This window comes from Novosphingobium sp. RL4, from assembly GCF_035658495.1.
Classification (GTDB): Bacteria; Pseudomonadota; Alphaproteobacteria; order Sphingomonadales; family Sphingomonadaceae; genus Novosphingobium.
Map to the genome: position 1 here is coordinate 3,305,853 of NZ_CP141944.1, position 19,148 is coordinate 3,325,000.

A 19,148-nucleotide genomic window follows, 5' to 3' on the forward strand; every position below is an offset into this window, starting at 1 on the left:
TGACTGGCCGCCCGAAAATTGAAGTGGCGCCGTTACGGGTGACGGCTTGCAAAGTCAAGCGCAAGAGCCCATTTCTCATGGCCTGACCCGCGCTTTTCCCGTTCATCTACGGGCAATCGCGAGGGCTCATAACTCAGGTTCGGGTGCGACCCAACTGATTCTTAGCCAATCGATTCTTCGGACCCGGAACACCATGCAGACGTTCAAAGCCGCGATTCTCGCCACCGGCATGGCCGCAGCCCTGCTGGCCGCACCCGCACTTCAGGCCCGTCCGGGCTGGGGTTCGCCGTGGGGCGGATATGGCCCCGGCTGGGGAGACGGTTGGGGCGATCCGCTGATGGGCGGTCCCATCGGTGCGCCGATCTCGTCGCGCAATCGCACGCAGGATTCGCGCGAAGGCCGCGTCGAAGTCAGCCGATTCGTCGCGCCCGGCCCCGAAGCCGCCGAATTGGGCAAGGGAATCGTCGCGGTCGAATCCGATTCGGGCGAAGGCCAATGGGTCCCCGGCCCGGAGCGCGCCGCTTACGAGGCCGCCATCGTGGAGGCGCTGGTGGGTGCCGGATACGATACCCAGCACAAGGACGAAAGCGGTGGCCAGGTCGCCGAACTCAAGATCAGCCGCCAGGTGCTGACCCCGGCCGAGGAAAAGCGCAGCCCCGTCAGCGGCACCGCCGCGATGGGCGTCAGCAACCGCGGTTCGGCTTATGGCCTTGCCGTCAACGTGGACCTCACCAAGCCGCGTTCGGCGCTGATCGGCACCCGCCTCGACACGCGCATCGTCGACAAGGCGAGCGGCAAGGTGCTCTGGGAAGGCTATGCCACGATCGCCACCCGCGAAGGTGACGACAAGTGGCCCGACTACCGAATCGCCGGAAAGCTGGCGTCCGCCCTCTTCGATGGTTTTCCCAAGGCGGACCTCGTCGACAGCCCGGCAGACTGACCGACCTTATTCATGGCTCCGGCGTGCGATAAGGGTTATCGTATAGACACTTGCCCCCGGGAGAGCCTTGCATGATCCGCACCAACCGCACCCTGACCGCAGCCTGCTTCCTCGCCGCGGCACTGACGCTTGGCGGGTGCGCCGCGCAGGTCGGCCCGGTCGAAGTGACCCGCTTCAGCGCCGCCGACGCACCCGGCCTCGGCAGCGGCGTGATTCGCGTCGATCCCGCCAACCCGCAGGACGCCTCCAGCCTCGAATTCCGCACTTATGCCGCCGCCGTCGCGCAGGAACTCGCAAAAGTCGGCTATCGGCAGGCATTGCCGGGCGAGGCCGTCGCCAATCCGCAAGTCGCCGTGCTCTCCGTCGAACGGCGCAGCTACCAGCCGGGCCGCGAGCGCAGCCCGGTTTCCGTGGGCGTGGGCGGCAGCACCGGCTCCTACGGATCGGGCCTGGGGCTCGGCCTCGGCATCAACCTTGCCGGCAAGCCGCAGGAGCAGGTCGAGACGCGGATGCAGGTCATGATCAAGGACCGCCCCGGCGGCCGCACCATCTGGGAAGGCCGCGCCGCCTTCACCGTCGGCTCCAAGGCGCCCGTCGCCCAGACATCGCTGGGCGCCGCAAAAATGGCCGAAGCGCTGTTCAAGGGGTTTCCGGGCAAGTCGGGCGAAACTATCCTGGTGAAATGACCAGCATCCAGATCTCCTCCGCTTTCGATTCCGGCAACATCGAAGTCCTCTCCACCCAGGGCACCACGGCCCGCCTGAAGATCCGGCGCGATCACGAATCGGACTTCTTCCAGTGGTTCCATTTCCGCGTCAGCGGCGCGCCCGGCCAGAGCATCGCCGGAGAGGAACTGACTCTCAAGATCACCGGCCTCAACGGCTCCGCCTACCCGATGGGCTGGCCCGGCTACCGCGCCTGCGCCTCGGAAGATCGCCAGTTCTGGGGCCGTACCGACACTTCGTGGAGCGCCAGCGAGGATGGCGGCACCCTGACCATCCGCCACACGCCCGAAGGCGAACTGGCGTGGTTCGCCTATTTCGCGCCCTATTCGATGGAGCGCCACCACGACCTCGTCTCCTCGCTCGCCGGGCTTGAGGATGTCGAATACCGCCTGCTCGGCACCACGCTCGACGGCCGTCCGCTCGATTGCCTCTCGATGGGCGAAGGTCTCTCGCAGGTCTGGCTCTATGCCCGCCAGCATCCCGGCGAATCGATGGCGGAATGGTGGATGGAAGGCGCGCTCGAAGTGCTGGCGGACCCCGCCGATTCGGTGGGCCGCGAACTGCGCAAGCGCTGCCGCTTCCACGTCGTGCCCAACATGAACCCGGACGGCTCGGCGCGCGGCCACCTGCGCACCAATGCGGCCGGCGTGAACCTCAACCGCGAGTGGGCCACGCCCAGCCCCGAAAAGTCGCCCGAAGTGCTGGCCGTGCTGGCCGCCATGGACGAAACCGGCGTGGACTTCGCCATGGACATCCACGGCGACGAGGCCATTCCCGCGGTGTTCCTTGCCGGATTCGAAGGCATTCCCTCGCTCAAGCCCGAGCAGAAGGAAGGCTACGACCGGTACGCCTCGATCCTCGAACGCCGCACGCCGGACTTCCAGACGAAGCTCGGCTACTCGCTCGCCCAGCCGGGCAAGGGCAACCTCACGATGTCGACCAACCAGCTTGCCGAACGCTTCGGCGCGGTGTCGATGACACTGGAAATGCCTTTCAAGGACCACGACGAAGCCGCCGACCCGCGCCAGGGCTGGAGCCCGGAACGCTCGGCACAGCTCGGCAAGGATTGCATGGGCGCGCTGCTGGAGTGGTTCGTCGAGCGCGAAGGGAAGTAAGGCGGCATGAGCGGACGGCAGGGGCCGCGGCCCCTGCCTCCTGTTTTTGCGCTATCTGTTCACCGCCGGATATTCAGATGCCCGCCCACTGTCGCAAGGCCTGCTTCACCGCCAGATTCTCGTCGTAGCTCCATCCCGGCGAGAACGAAGCGGCGGGAACTTCGCCCAGCACGCTCTGCAGAATCATCCAGCCGGACGCCCAGTCACCGCGTGTATCGTCGCAGACCGGGAAGGAATCCCAGTCCTTGGCGAGGCGGATCATCGAGCGTTGCTGCGCCATGGGCGCGTCGAGATCGCCGACCATGAAGGACGTGAACGGCAGCGGCTGGCGCGGACAGGCGCCGAAGCGGGACAAGCGGCGGTCGGCCCCGGGAAGGTCCATGTTCGGCGGATTGACGACGATCGCGCCGAGCACCGGGTTTTCCTTGCCCACGCTTTCGAACTCCACCCACCAGGCGAGCGCCAGCGCGGCGATATCGTCGGTCACGATCACGACCGGGCGGTCGGCACGGCGGACGGCGAGGTTGAGCTTGTTGACCCAGGTATTGCGGTGCGGTTCGTCCCAGAGGCCAAGCTCCAGCACGCGGCAATGTTCGCTCCACCGGGCCCAGCGGTTCATCCAGTGCCCTTCGGCAAGGGGAGCGCCGGGCACGAGGAGAATGAGGGGCACATGGTCCTGCTCACTGGGATAGCGATAGTTTGTCATGGTGGTGCTCCAACGCTGTTGGGGATACCGCCGGTCGACTCTGTCTACGTCCCGACTGTCTGCGCACCATAACTCAACCGATTTGGTTGACAATAAGATTCCGACGAAACGATGCCCTTCCACGTCACTCCGAAACGGACCAAGTGACGCGGCGCGGGCTGCCTGTTCGATCGGGCTTGTCTTACAGGAGGTTAGCCGGTCCGAAGGCGTGCGGCAGCAATTCCGACAAGCGCATTTCCAGCACGCCGTCCGGCCCATCGCACCAGACCAGCGGATCGGTGCCGCCGATCTGCGCGATTTCGTTCAGGACCTGGCGGCAGCGGCCGCAGGGGGTGACAGTGTCACCCTGCCCTGCCGCGCCGGGCGCGCCGCCCGTCACCGCAACCGCTTCCAGCTTGCCCCCGTTGCGAAGGAACTCGCCCGAGGAGAGAATGGCGGAAACCGCCACCGTCTCGGCACAGAGCGAGAGCCCGTAGCTGGCGTTCTCGACATTGGCGCCGGTGACGACCGAGCCATCCGCCATGAGCAGCGCGGCGCCGACGTGGAACTTCGAATAAGGCGCATAGGCGCGGCCGGCGGCCTCGCGCGCGGCCACGAGCAGGGCGTCGCGCTGTTCGGCGGCGAAAGACGGGGAAGATGCGGTGGTCATGGCTGCACCACTACCCAGCGGAGCCCGCCTTGCGCAATATCGTTCGAAAGCGAGCGGTTCGCAGTCCACAGCGACCATGGACGGCCGCCGTAATCCGGCAGGAAGCGATCGCGCGACAGCCAGAGGTTGCGATCCAGCTTGGCCGCGATCCGGTAGCGCGATTCGAACTGCTTGCTGACCTTGAGGATCACCGGCTTTCCCGCATGGGTCTCGATCTGGTTGATGAAGGTCATCAGTTCGCTCTCGACCTTGGCGTCGGAAACGTTGGCAGGGCAACCGTCCGCCACGATATCGAGATCGATCACCGGCGGCAGCAATTGCGCATCGCGCGGAACCGTGGTCACGAAGTTGGCGGACTGCATTTCGGCAGGCTGGCACGGATCGTAGCGGTGGACCGCTCCCACCTGCAGCCCGGCCGCCTTGGCCGCCACGAAATTGGCGACGAAACGCGGGTCACGGGCAAAGGCGCTGACACTGGCGCTCGCGTCGATATAGGCGAAGTTCACGCCGATCGCCTTGAGCGACTTCCAGTTCACCTCGCCGTCGGAGGCACCGATCTCGACCCCCTGCATCGGATAGAGGCCGCGATCCGGTGTCCAGTGGCGAACGTGCCACCAGCCCCAGGCGCCCGCCAGCATCGCCAGAAGCAGCAGAACCGCGGCGATTCGCCATACGATGCGCGCGCGCGCCTTTGCGGCCGAGCCTTTCCTTGCCATGCGAGCCCCCTCAGCCGCGAATATGCAGGACGCAGATCAGCGTGAAAAGCCTGCGTGCGGTGGGGTGGTCCGTCTCGACCTTGCCTTCGAGGCGTTCGAGCAGAAGTTCGGCGGCGGCATTGTGAATACCGCGCCGGGCCATGTCGATGGTCTCGATCTCCTGGGCCGAAGCCTTGCGAATCGCCTGATAGTAGCTTTCGCAGACCGCGAAGTACTCCCGCACGGGGCGGCGGAAGCGGGCAAGGCCCAGCACCATGGTTTCCAGCGCGCCGCCGGCCTCGTCCGCGATTTCGAGCGAGAGGCGCCCGTCGCGCACCGAAAGCCGCAGGCGATAAGGCCCTACGTGACCGGCTTCATAGGCGCGCAGGGGCTTGAAGACGTTGTCTTCGATCAGATCGAAGATGGCGATGCGCCGTTCCTGTTCGATATCGGCGTTGCGCCACAGAATGGTCGCCTCGTCGAGTTCGATATGGGAGATGCACGGATCGGACATGATCCCTCGCCCTTTACGCGCTTGCAGCATGGGGTCGCAAGCCCAACGCTCACCATTCACACCCTGTGGAATAATATCGCTCACCTGTTCGCTTGCTGGCGGGGGGCGAGATGAGGCATTGTCGGCCCCCTCATGTCACAACCTGCCGCCATTGCGCTCGCCCCCGAGGCCGAAGCCCGTACCCTCCCCGCCAACGTCGAGGCCGAGGCCGCGTTCCTTGGCGCCGTGCTGATCGACAACCGGGTGATCGAGGAACTGCAGACGCAGCTCACCCCGATCCACTTCTTCGAGCCCGTGCACGCGCGAATCTACGAGCGTATCCTCCAGTTGCTCGATCGCAAGGCGGTGGTCACGCCGGTGACGCTGCGCCCCTATTTCGAATCGGATGAAGCGCTCAAGGCGCTGGGCGGCGTATCCTACCTTGCCCGCCTGACGGCCGACGGACAGGGCCTGCTCGCCCCGCGCGAACTGGCGGACCAGATCTACGATCTCGCCCTGCTGCGCGAACTGATCTCGGTGGGCCGCAACCTCGTCGCCGAGGCGATGGATACTTCCGAATCGGTGGAGCCGATGGAGCAGGTGGAGCGGGCCGAAGCCGCGCTCTACAAGGTGGCCGAAGGCGCCGCGACCGCGAACGAGGCGAAGAGCTTCGCCGCCGCCACCCGCACCGCGATCGGCGCGATCGAGAAGGCCTTCAATTCCGGCGGTCACATCTCCGGCAAGACCACGGGCCTCAATTCGGTCAACGGCAAGATCGGCGGCCTGCACGATTCCGACCTTATCATCCTTGCCGGCCGTCCCGGCATGGGCAAGACCTCGCTCGTCACCAACATCGCGTTCAATGCCTCCGACCGGCTCCAGCGCGACCTGGCGGACGGTATCCCGGTAGAAAAGTCGGTGGGCGCGGCAACGGCGTTCTTCAGCCTCGAAATGAGCGCGGACCAGCTGGCCACGCGTATCCTTGCCGAGCAGTCGGGCATCAGCTCCGAAGCGCTGCGCATGGGCAAGATCAGCCGCGAGGACTTCCAGCAGCTCTCCTTCGCCTCGCAGCGGCTGGCCGAACTGCCGCTCTATATCGACGATACGCCGGGCCTCACCATCGCCGGCCTGCGCACACGTGCCCGCCGCCTGAAGCGCCGCCACAACATCGGCCTCGTCATCATCGACTATCTGCAGCTGCTGCAGGGCTCCGGCCGCGCCAACGACAACCGCGTGAACGAAATCTCGGAAATCTCGCGCGGCCTCAAGACGCTCGCCAAGGAACTGCACGTTCCGGTGATCGCCCTCTCGCAGCTTTCCCGTGCGGTGGAATCGCGCGAGGACAAGCGCCCGATGCTTTCCGACCTTCGCGAATCGGGCTCGATCGAGCAGGACGCGGACATGGTCTGGTTCGTGTTCCGCGAGGATTACTACGCCAAGGGCGTCGAGCCGCGCGAGCCCGGCGACAACGATCCGCCGGACGTTCACGCCAAGTGGAACGAATGGCGCGAGCATATGGAACGGATCACCGGCCTTTCCGAACTGATCATCGCCAAGCAGCGTCACGGTGCCACCGGCAAGGTGCGCCTGCGCTTCGAAGCACGGATCACGAAGTTCTCCGACCTTGCCGACGACGACATGCGCGCGGCCTTCGAAAGCGACTGATCTTCCCGAGAGGAATGCCGAAAAGGACAAAATGAGCGACCGGAAAGTCCTGCTTCTCGCCGGGGGCAGCGGATCGATCGGCAGCGCCATCGCCCGCCAGGCGCTGGCTCATGGCTGGAAGGTCGCTCTCCACGGCCGCACGCCCGAAAAGGTCGAGGCGCTCGTGACCGGGCTGTCCTACCTCGGTTCCATCGATGGCTTCATCGCCGACGTATGGGAAGAGGATGCGGCCGAAACCCTGATCGCCGAAGTGGGCGAGCAATATGGCCGGATCGACGCGGTGATCGACTGTGTTTCGACCGGCCCGCTCGGCATCACCGGGCTGCTGCCGGAGACCGCGCCCGAAACCTTCGGGGATTTCCTCAATGTCTCGGTCGGCTGGGTGGAGCGGCTCGCGCTGGCCAGCTATGGATTTCTCGCCACGCAGGGCGGCACGTTCCTCGCCCTCGTCTCCGACGCCGGGATCTACGCCGCCGCGCGCCAGAGCCTGATCGGCGCGGCGCGGGCCGGCACCATCGGATTCATCCGCAATTTCGCAATGGAAGCCGCGCGCGACGGCATCCGCGCCCATGCGCTCTCAACCAGCTTCGTGGAAGGCAGCGAAAGCGCCATCCGCATGGGTTCGGAACGCATGGCCCGCGCCGCGCGCAAGGCCGGCCTGGGGCTGCCGACCGCGGACGACGTTGCCCCGCTCGCCCTGTTCCTCTGTTCGGACGGTGCGGCGAAGATCACCGGACAGGTCATCAGCGTGAACGGCGGACTGAACGCCTGAAACACCGCCCGCGCGCGTTCACCCGCGCGCTTCAGGCCGCCACCTGCCCGGCTTCCACACCGGCCTCGACCCCGGCCACGACCTCGCCCCCGGCGGCCCTGCCCCGCATCATCAGTGCGTAGCTCGCCAGCGCCACCGCCACCCCGACGAACCAGGCGTAAGTGTAGATTCCCGACCAGAACGCCCCCACACCGCCGAAGGTCTCCGGCGCGGCAACCTTGAGGAAGCCCGGCACATTCGGCGCGATACCCAGCACAAGGGCGATGAGAGCGCGCGGATTCCACCCGTTCCCATAGGAATAGACGCCGTTTTCGTCGTAGAGCGCCGCAACGTCCAATCGCGTGTCGCGCACCAGCCAGTAGTCGGCGATGAGGATGCCGGTGATCGGCCCGAGCAGCGCACCGTAACCGGTGAGCCAGGTGAAGATGTAGCCCTCGGTGCTGGCCATCAGCTTCCACGGCATCATGAACAGCCCGATGCACGCCGTGATGAGCGCGCCTGTCCGGTAGCTGATCCTTGACGGCTTGAGCGATGCGAAGTCGAACGCCGCGCATACGAGGTTGGCGGCAATGTTGCAGGAAACCGTGTCCACCGCGATCACCACCAGGCCCAGCAGCACGAACGGGCCGGACAGGGTTCCCGCGAGCACCACCGGGTCCCAGATCGCATGGCCGTAGATCACCACGGTTGCCGAAGTGGTGATGACGCTGATGAGCGCGATCAGGCCCATGGTCGGCGGCAGGCCCAGTGTCTGGCCGATCATCTGGTCCCGCTGGCTATGGGCGAAACGCGTGAAGTCGGGGATGTTGAGCGCCAGGGTTCCCCAGAAACCGACCATGGCGGTGAAGGCAGGAAGCCAGACTGCCCAGAACTGGCCTTCCTTCGCGCCGCCCGGCCCGAAGGCGGAAGGCGCCGAGAAGATCGGCCCGATGCCGCCCGCAGCGTCCACCGCCCACCAGACAAGGCCGATGCAGGCCAGCAGCTTGAGCGGCGCGGTCCAGGTTTCCAGCCGCCGGATGGTCAGCAGGCCCTTGCGCACGAAGAGCAGCTGCACGCCCCAGAACACCAGGAATGCAAGCAACTGGCCAATCCCGATCCCGAAGAACGGCAGCGGTGCGCCGCGCAAGTCCAGACCGAGGAAGATACCGAGCAGCGTCAGCAGCGCCTCGCCGCCGATCCAGGTCTGGATGCCGTACCAGCCGCAGGCCACCAGCGCGCGGGCCAGCGCAGGCAGCCGCGCGCCGACCGTGCCGAAGGAAGCGCGCACGAGCACCGCGAAAGGTACGCCGTAGCGGGTGCCGGAATGGCCGATCAGCAGCATCGGCACAAGGATCACGATATTGCCCAGGATAACGGTAACGGTTGCCTGAAGCGCCGACATGCCCTGTTCGATCAGGCCGGAGGCCAGCATCCAGGTCGGCACGGCAACGACCATGCCCACCCACAGCGCCGCGAAGTGCCACCAGCGCCAGCTGCGCTGCGCCTCGTCCGTGGGCGCGAGGTCCGCGTTCCAGAGCGTGTCGCCATTACCGTGACTCATCCGCGCGATCCCCCGATGCCTGAGGGGGACTACGATGCCGCAGTGCAGCAAAGTGTCAAGCGCGCGAATTCCGGCTCACCGACTGGCGATCAGCCCAGCAGGCGCTCCCTGAACCGCGCGAGGCGGAACACGGCTTCGTCCAGCACTTCGGCGGGCTTGGTGAAGCAGAAACGGACGAGGTGGCGGGGTGCCGCTTCGCCCTGGTAGAGCGCCGAGACCGGCACCGTGGCCACCCCGGCCTCGGCCACGGCACGTTCGCTGAATTCGCTGTCGCACAACGAAATGCCGGAAGCGCTGAGATCGACGTTGAGGAACCACGTCGCCGCGTTGGGCAGCACCACGAAGCCCGCCGCCGCAAGGCCGGTCCTCAGCCGTTCGCGCGCGGCATTCCATTCGGCGCGCTGGTCCGCCAGCACGGCATCCGGCAATGCCAGCCCTTCGGCCACGGCCCATTGCAGCGGGACCGCGGTGGCATAAGTCAGGAACTGGTGCGCGCGCTGAAGCGCCGTAGCCAGTTCGCCCTGCGCGATCATCCAGCCGATCTTCCACCCGGTGAGACCGAAGATCTTGCCCGCCGATCCGATCTTCACCGTGCGCTCCGCCATCCCGGGAACCGCCGCGAGCGAGCGATGGGCCACGCCGTCGAAGCGGACATCCTCCCAGACTTCGTCGCACACGGCGACAAGGTCGTGCTCCACGCAGGCGCGGGCGATCGTCTCCAGTTCGGCGTGGCTGGCGACCGTTCCTGCCGGATTGAGCGGATCGTTGAACATCAGCAGGCGCGTCGCAGGCGTGATCGCGGCGGCCAGCGCTTCGGCGGTGTAGCGAAAGTGCGGCGGGGAAAGCGGGACAGACACCGGCACGCCCCCTGCCCGGCGCACCGTGGGCGCATAGGCATCGTAGGCGGGCTGGAACAGGATCACCTCGTCGCCCGGCTGCACCAGCGCGGAAACGGCAGCGGCCAGAGCCTCGGTGGCGCCGGAAGTCACCGTCACCTGTTCGGGCGCGAGCGCCAGCCCCTGCCGCCGGGCATAGTAGGCGCAGATCGCCTCACGCAGTTCGGCAAGCCCCGCGCCCGGCGGATACTGGCTCGATTTCTCCTGCAGCGCGCGCGCCGCCGCCTCGATCAGCGCGGGCGGCGGCGGCCCGTCGGGAAAGCCCTGCCCCAGGTTGATCGCGCCATGCTCACGCGCCAGCGCCGACATGCGGTCAAACACCGTGCGTTCCATTTCGGCATAGACCGGGTGGATGCGGGACTTCATCTCGGGGCTGCTCCGATAGCGCGTCTGGGCATGGTGAGAGCGCCGGATAACGCGCGTTTTCGCAAATTGCACGGCGATACGCACACGCTGTCGAGAAGCGCCGCCCCCGCGCTTCTACCCCGGATCGGCCACAAGGGAGAGCAAGAGACGTGTCCTACGAGCTGAACCGCAAGCTCGCCGCGCGGCGCGAACCGCTGCCGACGGCGGCCCGGATCGACCCGGTAACGGCCGACATCGTTCGCGGCGCCTTCGAAACGGTCTGCTTCGAGGCTGCGACCTATCTTGGCCGCGCCGCCTCCAGCCCGATCATCAACCAGTCGAACGAGCGCAATGCCGCCATCGTCGATGCCCACGGCCGCCTTGCCATGGGCGCGGTGGGCACCCCGCACCTGACGTTCGTCAACCAGATGGAAACGCGCTGGGGGCTGATGAACCAGGACCGTTACGACTGGGGGCCCGGCGACGTCTTCCTGGGCAACGATCCCGATCACGGCGGCGGCCACCTGCCGGATTACTGCATTTACGGCCCGGTCTATGACGACAATGGCGAACTGATCTGCATCCAGACCCTGCAGGCCCACCAGGGCGACACCGGCGGCAAGGACCCGGGCGGCTTCTCGCTCGATGCCACCGACGTCTTCACCGAGGGGGTGATCTACCCCTGCCTCAAGCTGGTCCACCGGGGCGAATTGCGCCGCGACGTGTTCGACATGGTGGTGCGCAACAACCGCTTCGCCACGTTCGCGGGAGACATTGCGGCGATGATCGGCGGCGTGCAGCACGCGGTGCGGATGCTGGACGACCTGCTCGGCAAATGGGGCGGGGAGACGATCAAGGCGGCGATCAACCACTCGATCGAGCACACGACACGCCGCGTCCGCGAGGAAGTGGCGAAATGGCCCGATGGGTGCCACGAGGCGACCGTCTGGATTGACCACGACACCGCGGGAACCAAGGATATCAAGGTCCAGGTCGCCTGCACCATCGCCGGGGATCAGCTCACCGTCGATCTGGCGGGGACGGACGACCGGCAGAACCTTGTCGGCGTGTGGAACACGTTCGCCAATTCGCGCAGCTACGTGATGTGTCAGGTGGTCGCGGCGATGGACCCGACGATCGTGAAGAACGAAGGCTTCTTCAACGCGGTCGATATCCTGATCCCCGAAGGCTGCATCGCCCAGCCGCCGCCGAACAGGCCCGCCGCGCTGGGATCGTTCCACCCGGCCTGCGAGATTACCGAGGCGGTCTGCATCGCACTGTCCAATGTGGCGCCCGAACGGTCACAGCCGCAGCTCTACAAGATCGGTATGCCCAACATGGTCGTCGGCTTCGACGAGAACGGCATGATGTGGATGGACCAGGGCGTCGATTGCCGATCGATGGACGTTTCGGCGGTGGAGGGGCTGGATGGCTGGGGCTCCTGCCCCTCCGCGCTGGGCAGCCTGATCCTGTCCGAGGCGGAAGATGCGGAAAGCCGCTTCCCGATCCTCAACATCAGCCGCGAGATGACCACCGACGGCGGCGGCGCCGGACAGTGGCGCGGCTGTCCGGGCTCGCTCAACGTCAAGCAGGTGCTGCGGCCGACTTCGGCGATGGCGTGGATGGTCTCGGCCGACCACCCCTTGCGCGGGCTTCGCGGCGGGGACGATGCGATCCCCTATACCAACCGGTTCGAGGTCGGCTCCCCCAATGAGCGGGCCATTCTCCACACCGCGCAGGACCTGCTGCCGGAAGGCGCGGTGATCGCCTACCAGCACGGCGGCGGCGCGGGGTTCGGCAGGCCGCTCCAGCGCGATCCGGAGGCCGTGAAGGAGGATGTGCTCGACGAGTACGTCAGCCCGGAGGCGGCGCGGGCGAAGTACGGCGTGGTGCTGACCGGCAGCCTCGACGACTACTCGCTGGCAGTGGACCACGCCGCGACCGAGGCGCTCAGAGCCGAAATGGCGAGCATGGCCGAAGCAGCGGAATAACGAAAAAGCAGGCTCTCCCCCCTTCCCTGAAGGGGAGGGGATCGGAGAGGACGTTTCATGGATTACAGGGTCGGCATCGACATCGGCGGCACCTTCACCGACTTCGCGCTCCTGAAGGGCAGCGAGGTGGTGCTCCACAAGAACCTCTCCACCCCGGAGGACCGCTCGCTGGGCGTGATGGAAGGCCTCGGCAAGCTGGCCGAAAAGGAAGGGCTGCCGCTGGCCGAATTCCTCGGCTGCTGCGAGGCGATCGTCCACGGCACCACCGTGGCCGACAACACCCTGATCGAGATGAACGGCGCCCTCACCGGCCTCATCACCACCGAGGGTTTCCGCGACGAGATCGAATATCGCCGCGGCTACAAGGAGGATATCTGGGACGTCCGCCTCGAAGCCCCGCAGCAGATCACCCCGCGCCGCCGCCGCCTGACGGTGCCCGAACGCGTGCTGCACGACGGATCGGTCCACAAGGAACTGGACGAAGCGGCGCTGCGCGAAGCCTGCCGCAAGCTGCGGCTGCAGAACGTGGAAGCGGTGGCGATCTCGTTCCTGTTCTCCTTCGTCAACCCGGAGCATGAGCGCCGCGCCAAGGAGATCGTGCGGCAGGAAATCCAGAACGCCTACGTTTCCGCCAGCCACGAAGTGCTGCCCCGCGCGCCCGAGTACGACCGCACATCGACCACGGTGGTCAACGCCTATGTCGGCCCCCGCGTTACCGGCTATCTCGAGAAACTGGTGCAGCGGCTTGGCGAGGGTGGATACCGGAACCAGCTGATGGTCATGCAGGCTTCCGGCGGAGTGATGACCAAGGACTATATCGACGGCGCGCCGATCCGGGTGCTCGCTTCCGGCCCGGCCGGCGGCGTGGTGGGTTCCGCCCATGCGGGCCGGGCCAAGGGCTGCCCGGACCTGCTCTGCGTAGACATGGGCGGCACCAGCTACGACATGGCGCTGGTGCTGAACGGCGAAGCCCCGGCCGAGGCCGGCTGGAACATGCACCACCGCTATCTCGTCGGCGTGCCAATGGTGAAAGTGGAAACGCTGGGCGCAGGGGGCGGCTCGATCTGCCACGTCAACAAGGGCGCGCTGGAAGTCGGCCCACGCTCGGCGGGGTCGCAGCCCGGCCCGATCTGCTACGGACGCGGCGGAACCGAACCGACCGTGACCGATGCGCTCGTCATGCTGGGCATTCTCTCCACCGAGGAAGGCTTCGCCGGCGGCAGCTTCCGCCTCACCCGCGACGGCGTGGAGGAAGCCTTCCGCCGGATCGCCCACGAACTCGGCCATGATGACCCGGCACGCGCCGCTTTCGACTGCTGGCGCGTGGTCAATGCCCATATGAGTCAGGGCGTGCGCCGCACCACGGCGGGCAAGGGTATCGATCCCAAGGATCTGGTCATGCTGGCCTATGGCGGCAACGGCCCAGCCTTCGCGGCGATCCAGGCCGAGGATCTTGGGATCACCCGCGTGCTGGTGCCCAAGGCCTCGCCCACATTCTCGGCGCTGGGCACCTTGGTCGCCAACCCGACCATCGACGAGGAACGCTCCTACATCGCTTCCGCCTCGGCACTGGATGTGGCGCGCATCCGCACGCTCTGGACCGAACTGTCGGACCGCGCCGCCCGCTTCTTCACCGCCGCGCAGTTCCGCGCCGAGGATATCCGCGCCGACTACCGGCTCAACATGCGTTATCCCGGCCAGAACTTCTCGCTCTCGTTCGACTTCGCCGCCGAGACCGCACTCGGCGATCTCGGCTTCATCGACGAGACCTTTGCCGCCCGTGCCACCGAACTGTTCAATGCCCGCCACATGGCAGAATACGGCCATATCCGCGAGCATGAGGTGCCCGAAATCTCGGGCGTGCGCCTCGCGGCTCATGTCGAGACCCCTTCTCCAGCAGCCGGCGGCGGCTTCACGCCCAGCGGCGCGGTTCCGCAGCCGCATCGCCGCCGCCGCGCCAATCTCGGGCAGGGTTTTGCCGAAGTCCCGGTCTATCGCGGCCCGGACCTCGCACCCGGCATGGAAGTGCCCGCCCCCGCGATCGTGGAGGAGACCTTCACCACGATCGTCATCTACCCGGGATGGACGGCCCGGGTGGACGCGGCGGGGGACTATCAGCTCATAAAGGAGGCCTGAGGCGGGGGCGGCGCCACCGGCCGGGGAACTTGCGCGCGGATCAGGCGTCTCTTTCTCGACACTTCCGCTTGCGACAGGAAGGTCTTGCCGCCAGACCCTGACCCTGCAGCCCGGACGGATCTTCGCCGCTCCTGGCGCAGCGAGAGACTTGCCCGACGTGAACCGCCTATCCCGCTTCCAGACCGACTTCATCGAACGGTTGCCGCTGATCCCCGAACGCCCCGGAATGCGTTACGGCGTCACTGTCGCGCTGTGCCTGCTGGCCGCATGGATACGCTGGGAACTCGATGCCGCTTTCCCACCGGGCTATCCCTACCTGACCTTCTTCCCGGCCGTTATCCTCTCCTCGTTCCTGTTCGGGCCCCGCCCCGGCGTGGTGGCTGCCGTGATTTGCGGGTTCTTCGCGTGGTACCTGTTCATACCGCCGCGTTTCGGGTTCGCGTTCGACAGCAAGACGCTGGTGTCCCTGGCGTTCTACCTGGGCGTGGTAACTGTCGACATTGCCCTCGTCCACCTCATGCAAAGCGCCAACTCCCGCCTCCATGTCGCACGCGAGAACGTCCGCCTGCTCGCCGAGGAACGCGGTGTCCTGGCGGAGCGCACCGAGCTGCTGTTTCAGGAGCTCCAGCACCGCGTCGGCAACAATCTCCAGATGATCGGCGCCGTTTTGTCCCTGCAGATGCGCGGCCTCGCCGAACCGACCGCCCGCCGCGCCATCGCCAATGCCGCCGGGCGATTGCAGGTGATCGGCCGCATCCAGCGCCAGCTCTACAAGTCGGACGGAGAACTGGTGCCGCTGGACCGCTTCGTCCACGAACTGTCGGGGCAGGTCATGGATTCGAGCGGGCGGGACGACATCGCCTGCAAGGTCGTGGTGGAGCCCGGCATCGTCCTGCGGCCCGACGCCGCCGTCCCCGTGGCGCTGATCCTGTCCGAAGCCATGGCCAATGCCCTGGAACATGGATTGGCGGCGCGGGACACCGGCACGATCCACGTCCAGGTCATCCGCCGGGACGAGGGAATCGCGCTGGTCGTCGAGGACGACGGCGCCGGCCTTGCCGACGGCTTCGAGCCCGACCTTGCAGAATCGATAGGACTGCGCATCTCCCGCGTCCTCTCGCGCCAGCTCGATGCCCGCATGACACTGGAAAATGTGCCCCCTGAAACGGGACGGCGCGGCGCCCGCATGACCCTTCACCTGCCCCCTTGCCGCATCGTTCGGCAGGACTGATCCCGGCGTCAGCCGTCGCTGTCCGCGCCTCGCACATACCCCCAGCGCGTTTTCGAACGACACCGCAGGGCGAAACGATTACACTGACTGGCTCTGCTAACTTGCGATTCAGGCGCCCCACCCTACATTGGCGGGCGAAAGGACGGTTTCTCCCAAGATGAACGACGATCAGCCTAGCGGCAATCCCTGGGTCAAGAGCCTTCTCGTATGGGGCTGCATCTTTCTCGCGCTCCTCGTGGTGGTTTCCATGTTCAACACCCGCAGCGAAAGCGGGCCCGTGATCGCCTATTCCGATTTCCGCGCCAAAGTTGCCGAAGGCAGCGTTCAGAGCGTCGAAGTCGGCACGGACAGCATCGACGGGAAGATGAAGAACGGCGATGTCTTCCGCACCGTGCCCGTCCCCGGCGATACCACGCTGACCCCGCTGCTTCAGCAGAGCGGCGTGCAGTATGCCGGCAAGACGCCCGAGGAAGGCAGCCTGCTGGTCTACATCCTCGCGCAGACCCTCCCCTTCCTGCTGATCGTCGGCATCGCGTTCTTCGCGCTGCGGCAGGTCCAGAAGGGCGGCGGTTCGGGCGCGATGGGCTTCGGCAAATCGAAGGCCAAGATGCTGACCGAACGCTCGGGCCGCGTTACTTTCGACGATGTTGCGGGTATCGACGAAGCGCGTGAGGAACTGGAAGAGATCGTCGAATTCCTTCGCGATCCCACCCGCTTCTCCAAGCTCGGCGGCCAGATTCCCAAGGGCGCGCTGCTGGTCGGCTCGCCGGGTACCGGCAAGACCCTGCTCGCCCGCGCCATCGCCGGTGAGGCAGGCGTGCCTTTCTTCACGATCTCGGGCTCCGACTTTGTCGAAATGTTCGTGGGCGTCGGCGCAAGCCGCGTGCGTGACATGTTCGAGCAGGCGAAGAAGAACGCCCCCTGCATCGTCTTCATCGACGAAATCGACGCGGTCGGCCGCCATCGCGGCCATGGCCTCGGCAATTCGAACGACGAGCGCGAGCAGACGCTGAACCAGCTCCTCGTGGAGATGGACGGCTTCGAGGCGAACGAAGGCATCATCATCATCGCGGCCACCAACCGCCCCGATGTGCTCGACCCCGCGCTGCTGCGCCCGGGCCGCTTCGACCGTCAGGTCGTGGTGCCCGTGCCGGATATCGAAGGCCGCGAGAAGATCCTCGCCGTGCATATGAAGAAGGTGCCGCTGGCGCCTGACGTGAACCCCCGCGTGATCGCACGCGGCACGCCGGGCTTCTCGGGCGCCGACCTCGCCAACCTCGTGAACGAGGCCGCCCTGCTCGCCGCGCGCCGCAACAAGCGTCTCGTCGCCATGCAGGAGTTCGAGGACGCCAAGGACAAGGTCATGATGGGCGCGGAACGCCGCTCCATGGTCATGACCGACGACGAGAAGAAGATGACCGCCTACCACGAGGCCGGCCATGCCATCGTCTCGCTGCACGAGGCCGCCTCGGACCCGATCCACAAGGCCACCATCATCCCGCGCGGCCGTGCGCTGGGCATGGTGATGCGTCTGCCGGAACGGGACAGCTACTCGTATCACCGTGACAAGATGCTCGCGAACCTCTCGGTCGCGATGGGCGGCCGTGTCGCCGAGGAACTGATCTTCGGCTACGACAAGGTCTCCTCGGGCGCCTCGTCGGACATCCAGTACGCCACGAGCCTGGCCCGCAACATGGTCACCAAGTGGGGCATGTCCGACAAGCTGGGTCCGCTCCAGTACGAGGAAAGCCAGGAAGGCTACCTCGGCATGGGTGGTTCGCATCGCACCATGGCCTCGGATGAGACCAACAAGGTGATCGACAGCGAGATCCGCGGCCTGGTCGACAATGCCCACGCCCGCGCCACGCAGCTCCTCAACGAGTACAGCGAACAGCTTGAAGCGCTGGCGCAAGCCCTGCTGGAATACGAGACTCTCTCGGGCGAGGAGATCAACCAGCTCCTTGAAACCGGCAAGCTCGACCGCCCCAGCGAACCGCGAGGCCCCGGTGCTCCGCGCCCGCTGACCGGTTCCTCGATCCCCAAGGCCGGCCGCCGCCTCCCCGGCAGCGCCACGCCGCAAGGTGCCTGACGGCTTCGAAGGCTAGAAAGTTCTCCCGAGGGAGAATGCAGGAGGGGGCGCAGGACTCAAGGTCTTGCGCCCCTTTTGCGTTTCCGGCCATCCGATGTGAGAGCGCCGACGCTCCACGAGGTTCAATCGGCGTACGAAGAACCACCTTTGCGAAAATCGACGGCGTCTCTGGACAAGCTGACAAGGATCGCAAGGTCGAGCCGCTGCACGCCCATCGCACGACATTTGCGGATTTCCGGCAGATCGATCCCTATTCCGGATTCGACCGCCTCTACCGCGAGTGACCGCAAGCCCGCGCCGATCACGTCGGTAGCCTGGCTCGGCGAAAGCTCAACGATGTCTACAAGGCCGACGCGCACTCGGTGTCCGTCGTCGAAACATCTGGCACAGATCGGGGCGTGGATGAGCTGAGAGCGAGCCTCGTCAGGGGTTTGATGTTAGGCGGCAAGCCTGAGGTGAAGCAAGCGGCGATGTTCGATGGTCTTTCGCTTGATGGTTTCGCGGCGCTTGATGATAGCGAGAGCCCTGCCGAAGCAGGTGTATGCGGGCGTCACGTTGTTCAGGCTCTCGTGGTAGCGCTGGTGATGTAGTGCTCCACGAACGCCTCGATCTGGGCCTCGGGATCACCGGGCAGGAAGTAGTTTTCCAGCAGGATGCGGTTCTTCAAGGTCTGGTGCCAGCGCTCGATCTTGCCTTGCGTCTGCGGATGCAACGGGGCTACGCGGACGTGGCTCATCTTCAGGGCCTGGATGTACCCGGCGAGTTCGCCGGCCATGTAGCTGGGGCCGTTGTCCGATAGAGCCGGGGCTTGTGCAGGACCGTGGCCCTGTCACAACCCGATGCCTTGAGGGCCAGGTCCAGCGTGTCGGTAACGTCCTCGGCGCGCATGTTGGTGCACAGCTTCCAGGCGATGATGTAGCGCGGGTATCCGACGCAACGCTCGGAAGCTCTCAAAGCTCAAGGCGCTGGATTTCTTCGCCTGGACGAACCATGTGCTGTCCAGAGCCTCGGCTCGATCACGCTGGCGGAGATCCTGCGCTATGTTGTGAAGCTCAAGCTGCAATTGCTCGCCTACACCGACGCCGGCAACAACAATCCGGCGGAGAATGCCCTGCGCGGCATAGCCGTGGGGCGCAACAACTGGATTTTTGCTAGTGCCG

16 protein-coding genes and 2 pseudogenes (1 of these 18 only partly in view) are annotated in these 19,148 nt (G+C 66.1%); 10 read left to right on the forward strand and 8 right to left on the reverse strand.

Annotation, left to right across the window (positions count from 1 at the left end; genetic code table 11):
- Positions 1–193: 193 nt before the first annotated feature.
- The 3 genes from U9J33_RS15845 to U9J33_RS15855 all read left to right on the forward strand — a co-directional run bounded on the left by U9J33_RS15845 (position 194) and on the right by U9J33_RS15855 (position 2,780).
- Positions 194–940, forward strand: a complete 747-nt coding sequence (locus tag U9J33_RS15845; RefSeq protein ID WP_054439161.1) for a hypothetical protein — start codon at positions 194–196, stop codon at positions 938–940.
- Positions 941–1,011: 71 nt separating this feature from the next.
- Positions 1,012–1,626 (forward strand): DUF4136 domain-containing protein, encoded by a 615-nt coding sequence (locus U9J33_RS15850; RefSeq protein WP_185996772.1) that lies wholly within the window; start codon positions 1,012–1,014, stop codon positions 1,624–1,626.
- On the forward strand, positions 1,623–2,780 hold the full coding sequence (locus tag U9J33_RS15855; protein WP_132469254.1) for a M14 family metallopeptidase: 1,158 nt from the start codon (positions 1,623–1,625) through the stop codon (positions 2,778–2,780). Before U9J33_RS15850 ends, U9J33_RS15855 begins: the two co-directional genes overlap by 4 nt.
- A gap of 73 nt (positions 2,781–2,853) precedes the next feature.
- Here the strand turns inward: U9J33_RS15855 and U9J33_RS15860 are convergent, their stop codons facing one another.
- From U9J33_RS15860 to U9J33_RS15875, 4 genes are all read right to left on the reverse strand, one after another.
- The gene (locus U9J33_RS15860) at positions 2,854–3,486 is read right to left on the reverse strand and encodes an RBBP9/YdeN family alpha/beta hydrolase (RefSeq protein WP_324696636.1); all 633 of its coding nucleotides are present in this window, start codon (positions 3,484–3,486) and stop codon (positions 2,854–2,856) included.
- 181 nt (positions 3,487–3,667) lie between these two features.
- Positions 3,668–4,135, reverse strand: a complete 468-nt coding sequence (locus tag U9J33_RS15865; RefSeq protein ID WP_132469253.1) for a cytidine deaminase — start codon at positions 4,133–4,135, stop codon at positions 3,668–3,670.
- Complete coding sequence (locus U9J33_RS15870) at positions 4,132–4,851, reverse strand: glycoside hydrolase family 25 protein (RefSeq protein WP_185996770.1); 720 nt, start codon at positions 4,849–4,851, stop codon at positions 4,132–4,134. The genes U9J33_RS15865 and U9J33_RS15870 overlap by 4 nt, the downstream gene beginning before the upstream one ends.
- Positions 4,852–4,861: 10 nt before the next feature.
- Complete coding sequence (locus U9J33_RS15875; protein WP_185996769.1) at positions 4,862–5,344, reverse strand: UPF0262 family protein; 483 nt, start codon at positions 5,342–5,344, stop codon at positions 4,862–4,864.
- Between the two features lie 132 nt (positions 5,345–5,476).
- Between U9J33_RS15875 and U9J33_RS15880 the strand changes: the two genes are divergently transcribed.
- A complete protein-coding gene (locus U9J33_RS15880) occupies positions 5,477–6,988 on the forward strand; it encodes a replicative DNA helicase (protein ID WP_054439148.1) in 1,512 nt (503 codons plus the stop codon).
- A gap of 31 nt (positions 6,989–7,019) precedes the next feature.
- A complete protein-coding gene (locus tag U9J33_RS15885) occupies positions 7,020–7,760 on the forward strand; it encodes an SDR family NAD(P)-dependent oxidoreductase (protein ID WP_185996768.1) in 741 nt (246 codons plus the stop codon).
- 31 nt (positions 7,761–7,791) lie between these two features.
- Here the strand turns inward: U9J33_RS15885 and U9J33_RS15890 are convergent, their stop codons facing one another.
- Both U9J33_RS15890 and U9J33_RS15895 read right to left on the reverse strand, forming a co-directional pair.
- Positions 7,792–9,300, reverse strand: coding sequence for an NCS1 family nucleobase:cation symporter-1 (locus U9J33_RS15890; RefSeq protein ID WP_324696640.1), 1,509 nt, complete (start codon positions 9,298–9,300; stop codon positions 7,792–7,794).
- A gap of 89 nt (positions 9,301–9,389) precedes the next feature.
- Complete coding sequence (locus U9J33_RS15895) at positions 9,390–10,562, reverse strand: aminotransferase (RefSeq protein ID WP_324696642.1); 1,173 nt, start codon at positions 10,560–10,562, stop codon at positions 9,390–9,392.
- A gap of 149 nt (positions 10,563–10,711) precedes the next feature.
- Between U9J33_RS15895 and U9J33_RS15900 the strand changes: the two genes are divergently transcribed.
- From U9J33_RS15900 to ftsH, 4 genes are all read left to right on the forward strand, one after another.
- Positions 10,712–12,532, forward strand: a complete 1,821-nt coding sequence (locus U9J33_RS15900) for a hydantoinase B/oxoprolinase family protein (protein WP_324696643.1) — start codon at positions 10,712–10,714, stop codon at positions 12,530–12,532.
- 57 nt (positions 12,533–12,589) lie between these two features.
- Positions 12,590–14,668, forward strand: a complete 2,079-nt coding sequence (locus U9J33_RS15905) for a hydantoinase/oxoprolinase family protein (RefSeq protein WP_324696646.1) — start codon at positions 12,590–12,592, stop codon at positions 14,666–14,668.
- 157 nt (positions 14,669–14,825) lie between these two features.
- Positions 14,826–15,899, forward strand: coding sequence for a sensor histidine kinase (locus tag U9J33_RS15910; protein WP_324696648.1), 1,074 nt, complete (start codon positions 14,826–14,828; stop codon positions 15,897–15,899).
- 157 nt (positions 15,900–16,056) lie between these two features.
- Positions 16,057–17,988: an ATP-dependent zinc metalloprotease FtsH gene (gene ftsH / locus U9J33_RS15915; protein WP_054439141.1), complete on the forward strand. Its 1,932-nt coding sequence runs from the start codon at positions 16,057–16,059 to the stop codon at positions 17,986–17,988.
- A gap of 122 nt (positions 17,989–18,110) precedes the next feature.
- Here ftsH and U9J33_RS15920 read toward each other — a convergent pair whose 3' ends face one another.
- Positions 18,111–18,347 carry a hypothetical protein gene (locus tag U9J33_RS15920; RefSeq protein WP_324696650.1) on the reverse strand — a complete coding sequence of 79 codons (237 nt, stop codon included), beginning with the start codon at positions 18,345–18,347 and terminating at the stop codon, positions 18,111–18,113.
- 78 nt (positions 18,348–18,425) lie between these two features.
- Positions 18,426–18,915 (reverse strand): annotated as a pseudogene (locus U9J33_RS15925) (integrase core domain-containing protein); the annotation flags it as partial.
- A 2-nt stretch (positions 18,916–18,917) separates the two neighbouring features.
- Here U9J33_RS15925 and U9J33_RS15930 point away from each other — a divergent pair.
- Positions 18,918–19,148 (forward strand): annotated as a pseudogene (locus U9J33_RS15930) (transposase domain-containing protein) (its annotated part continues 149 nt past the right edge of the window); the annotation flags it as partial.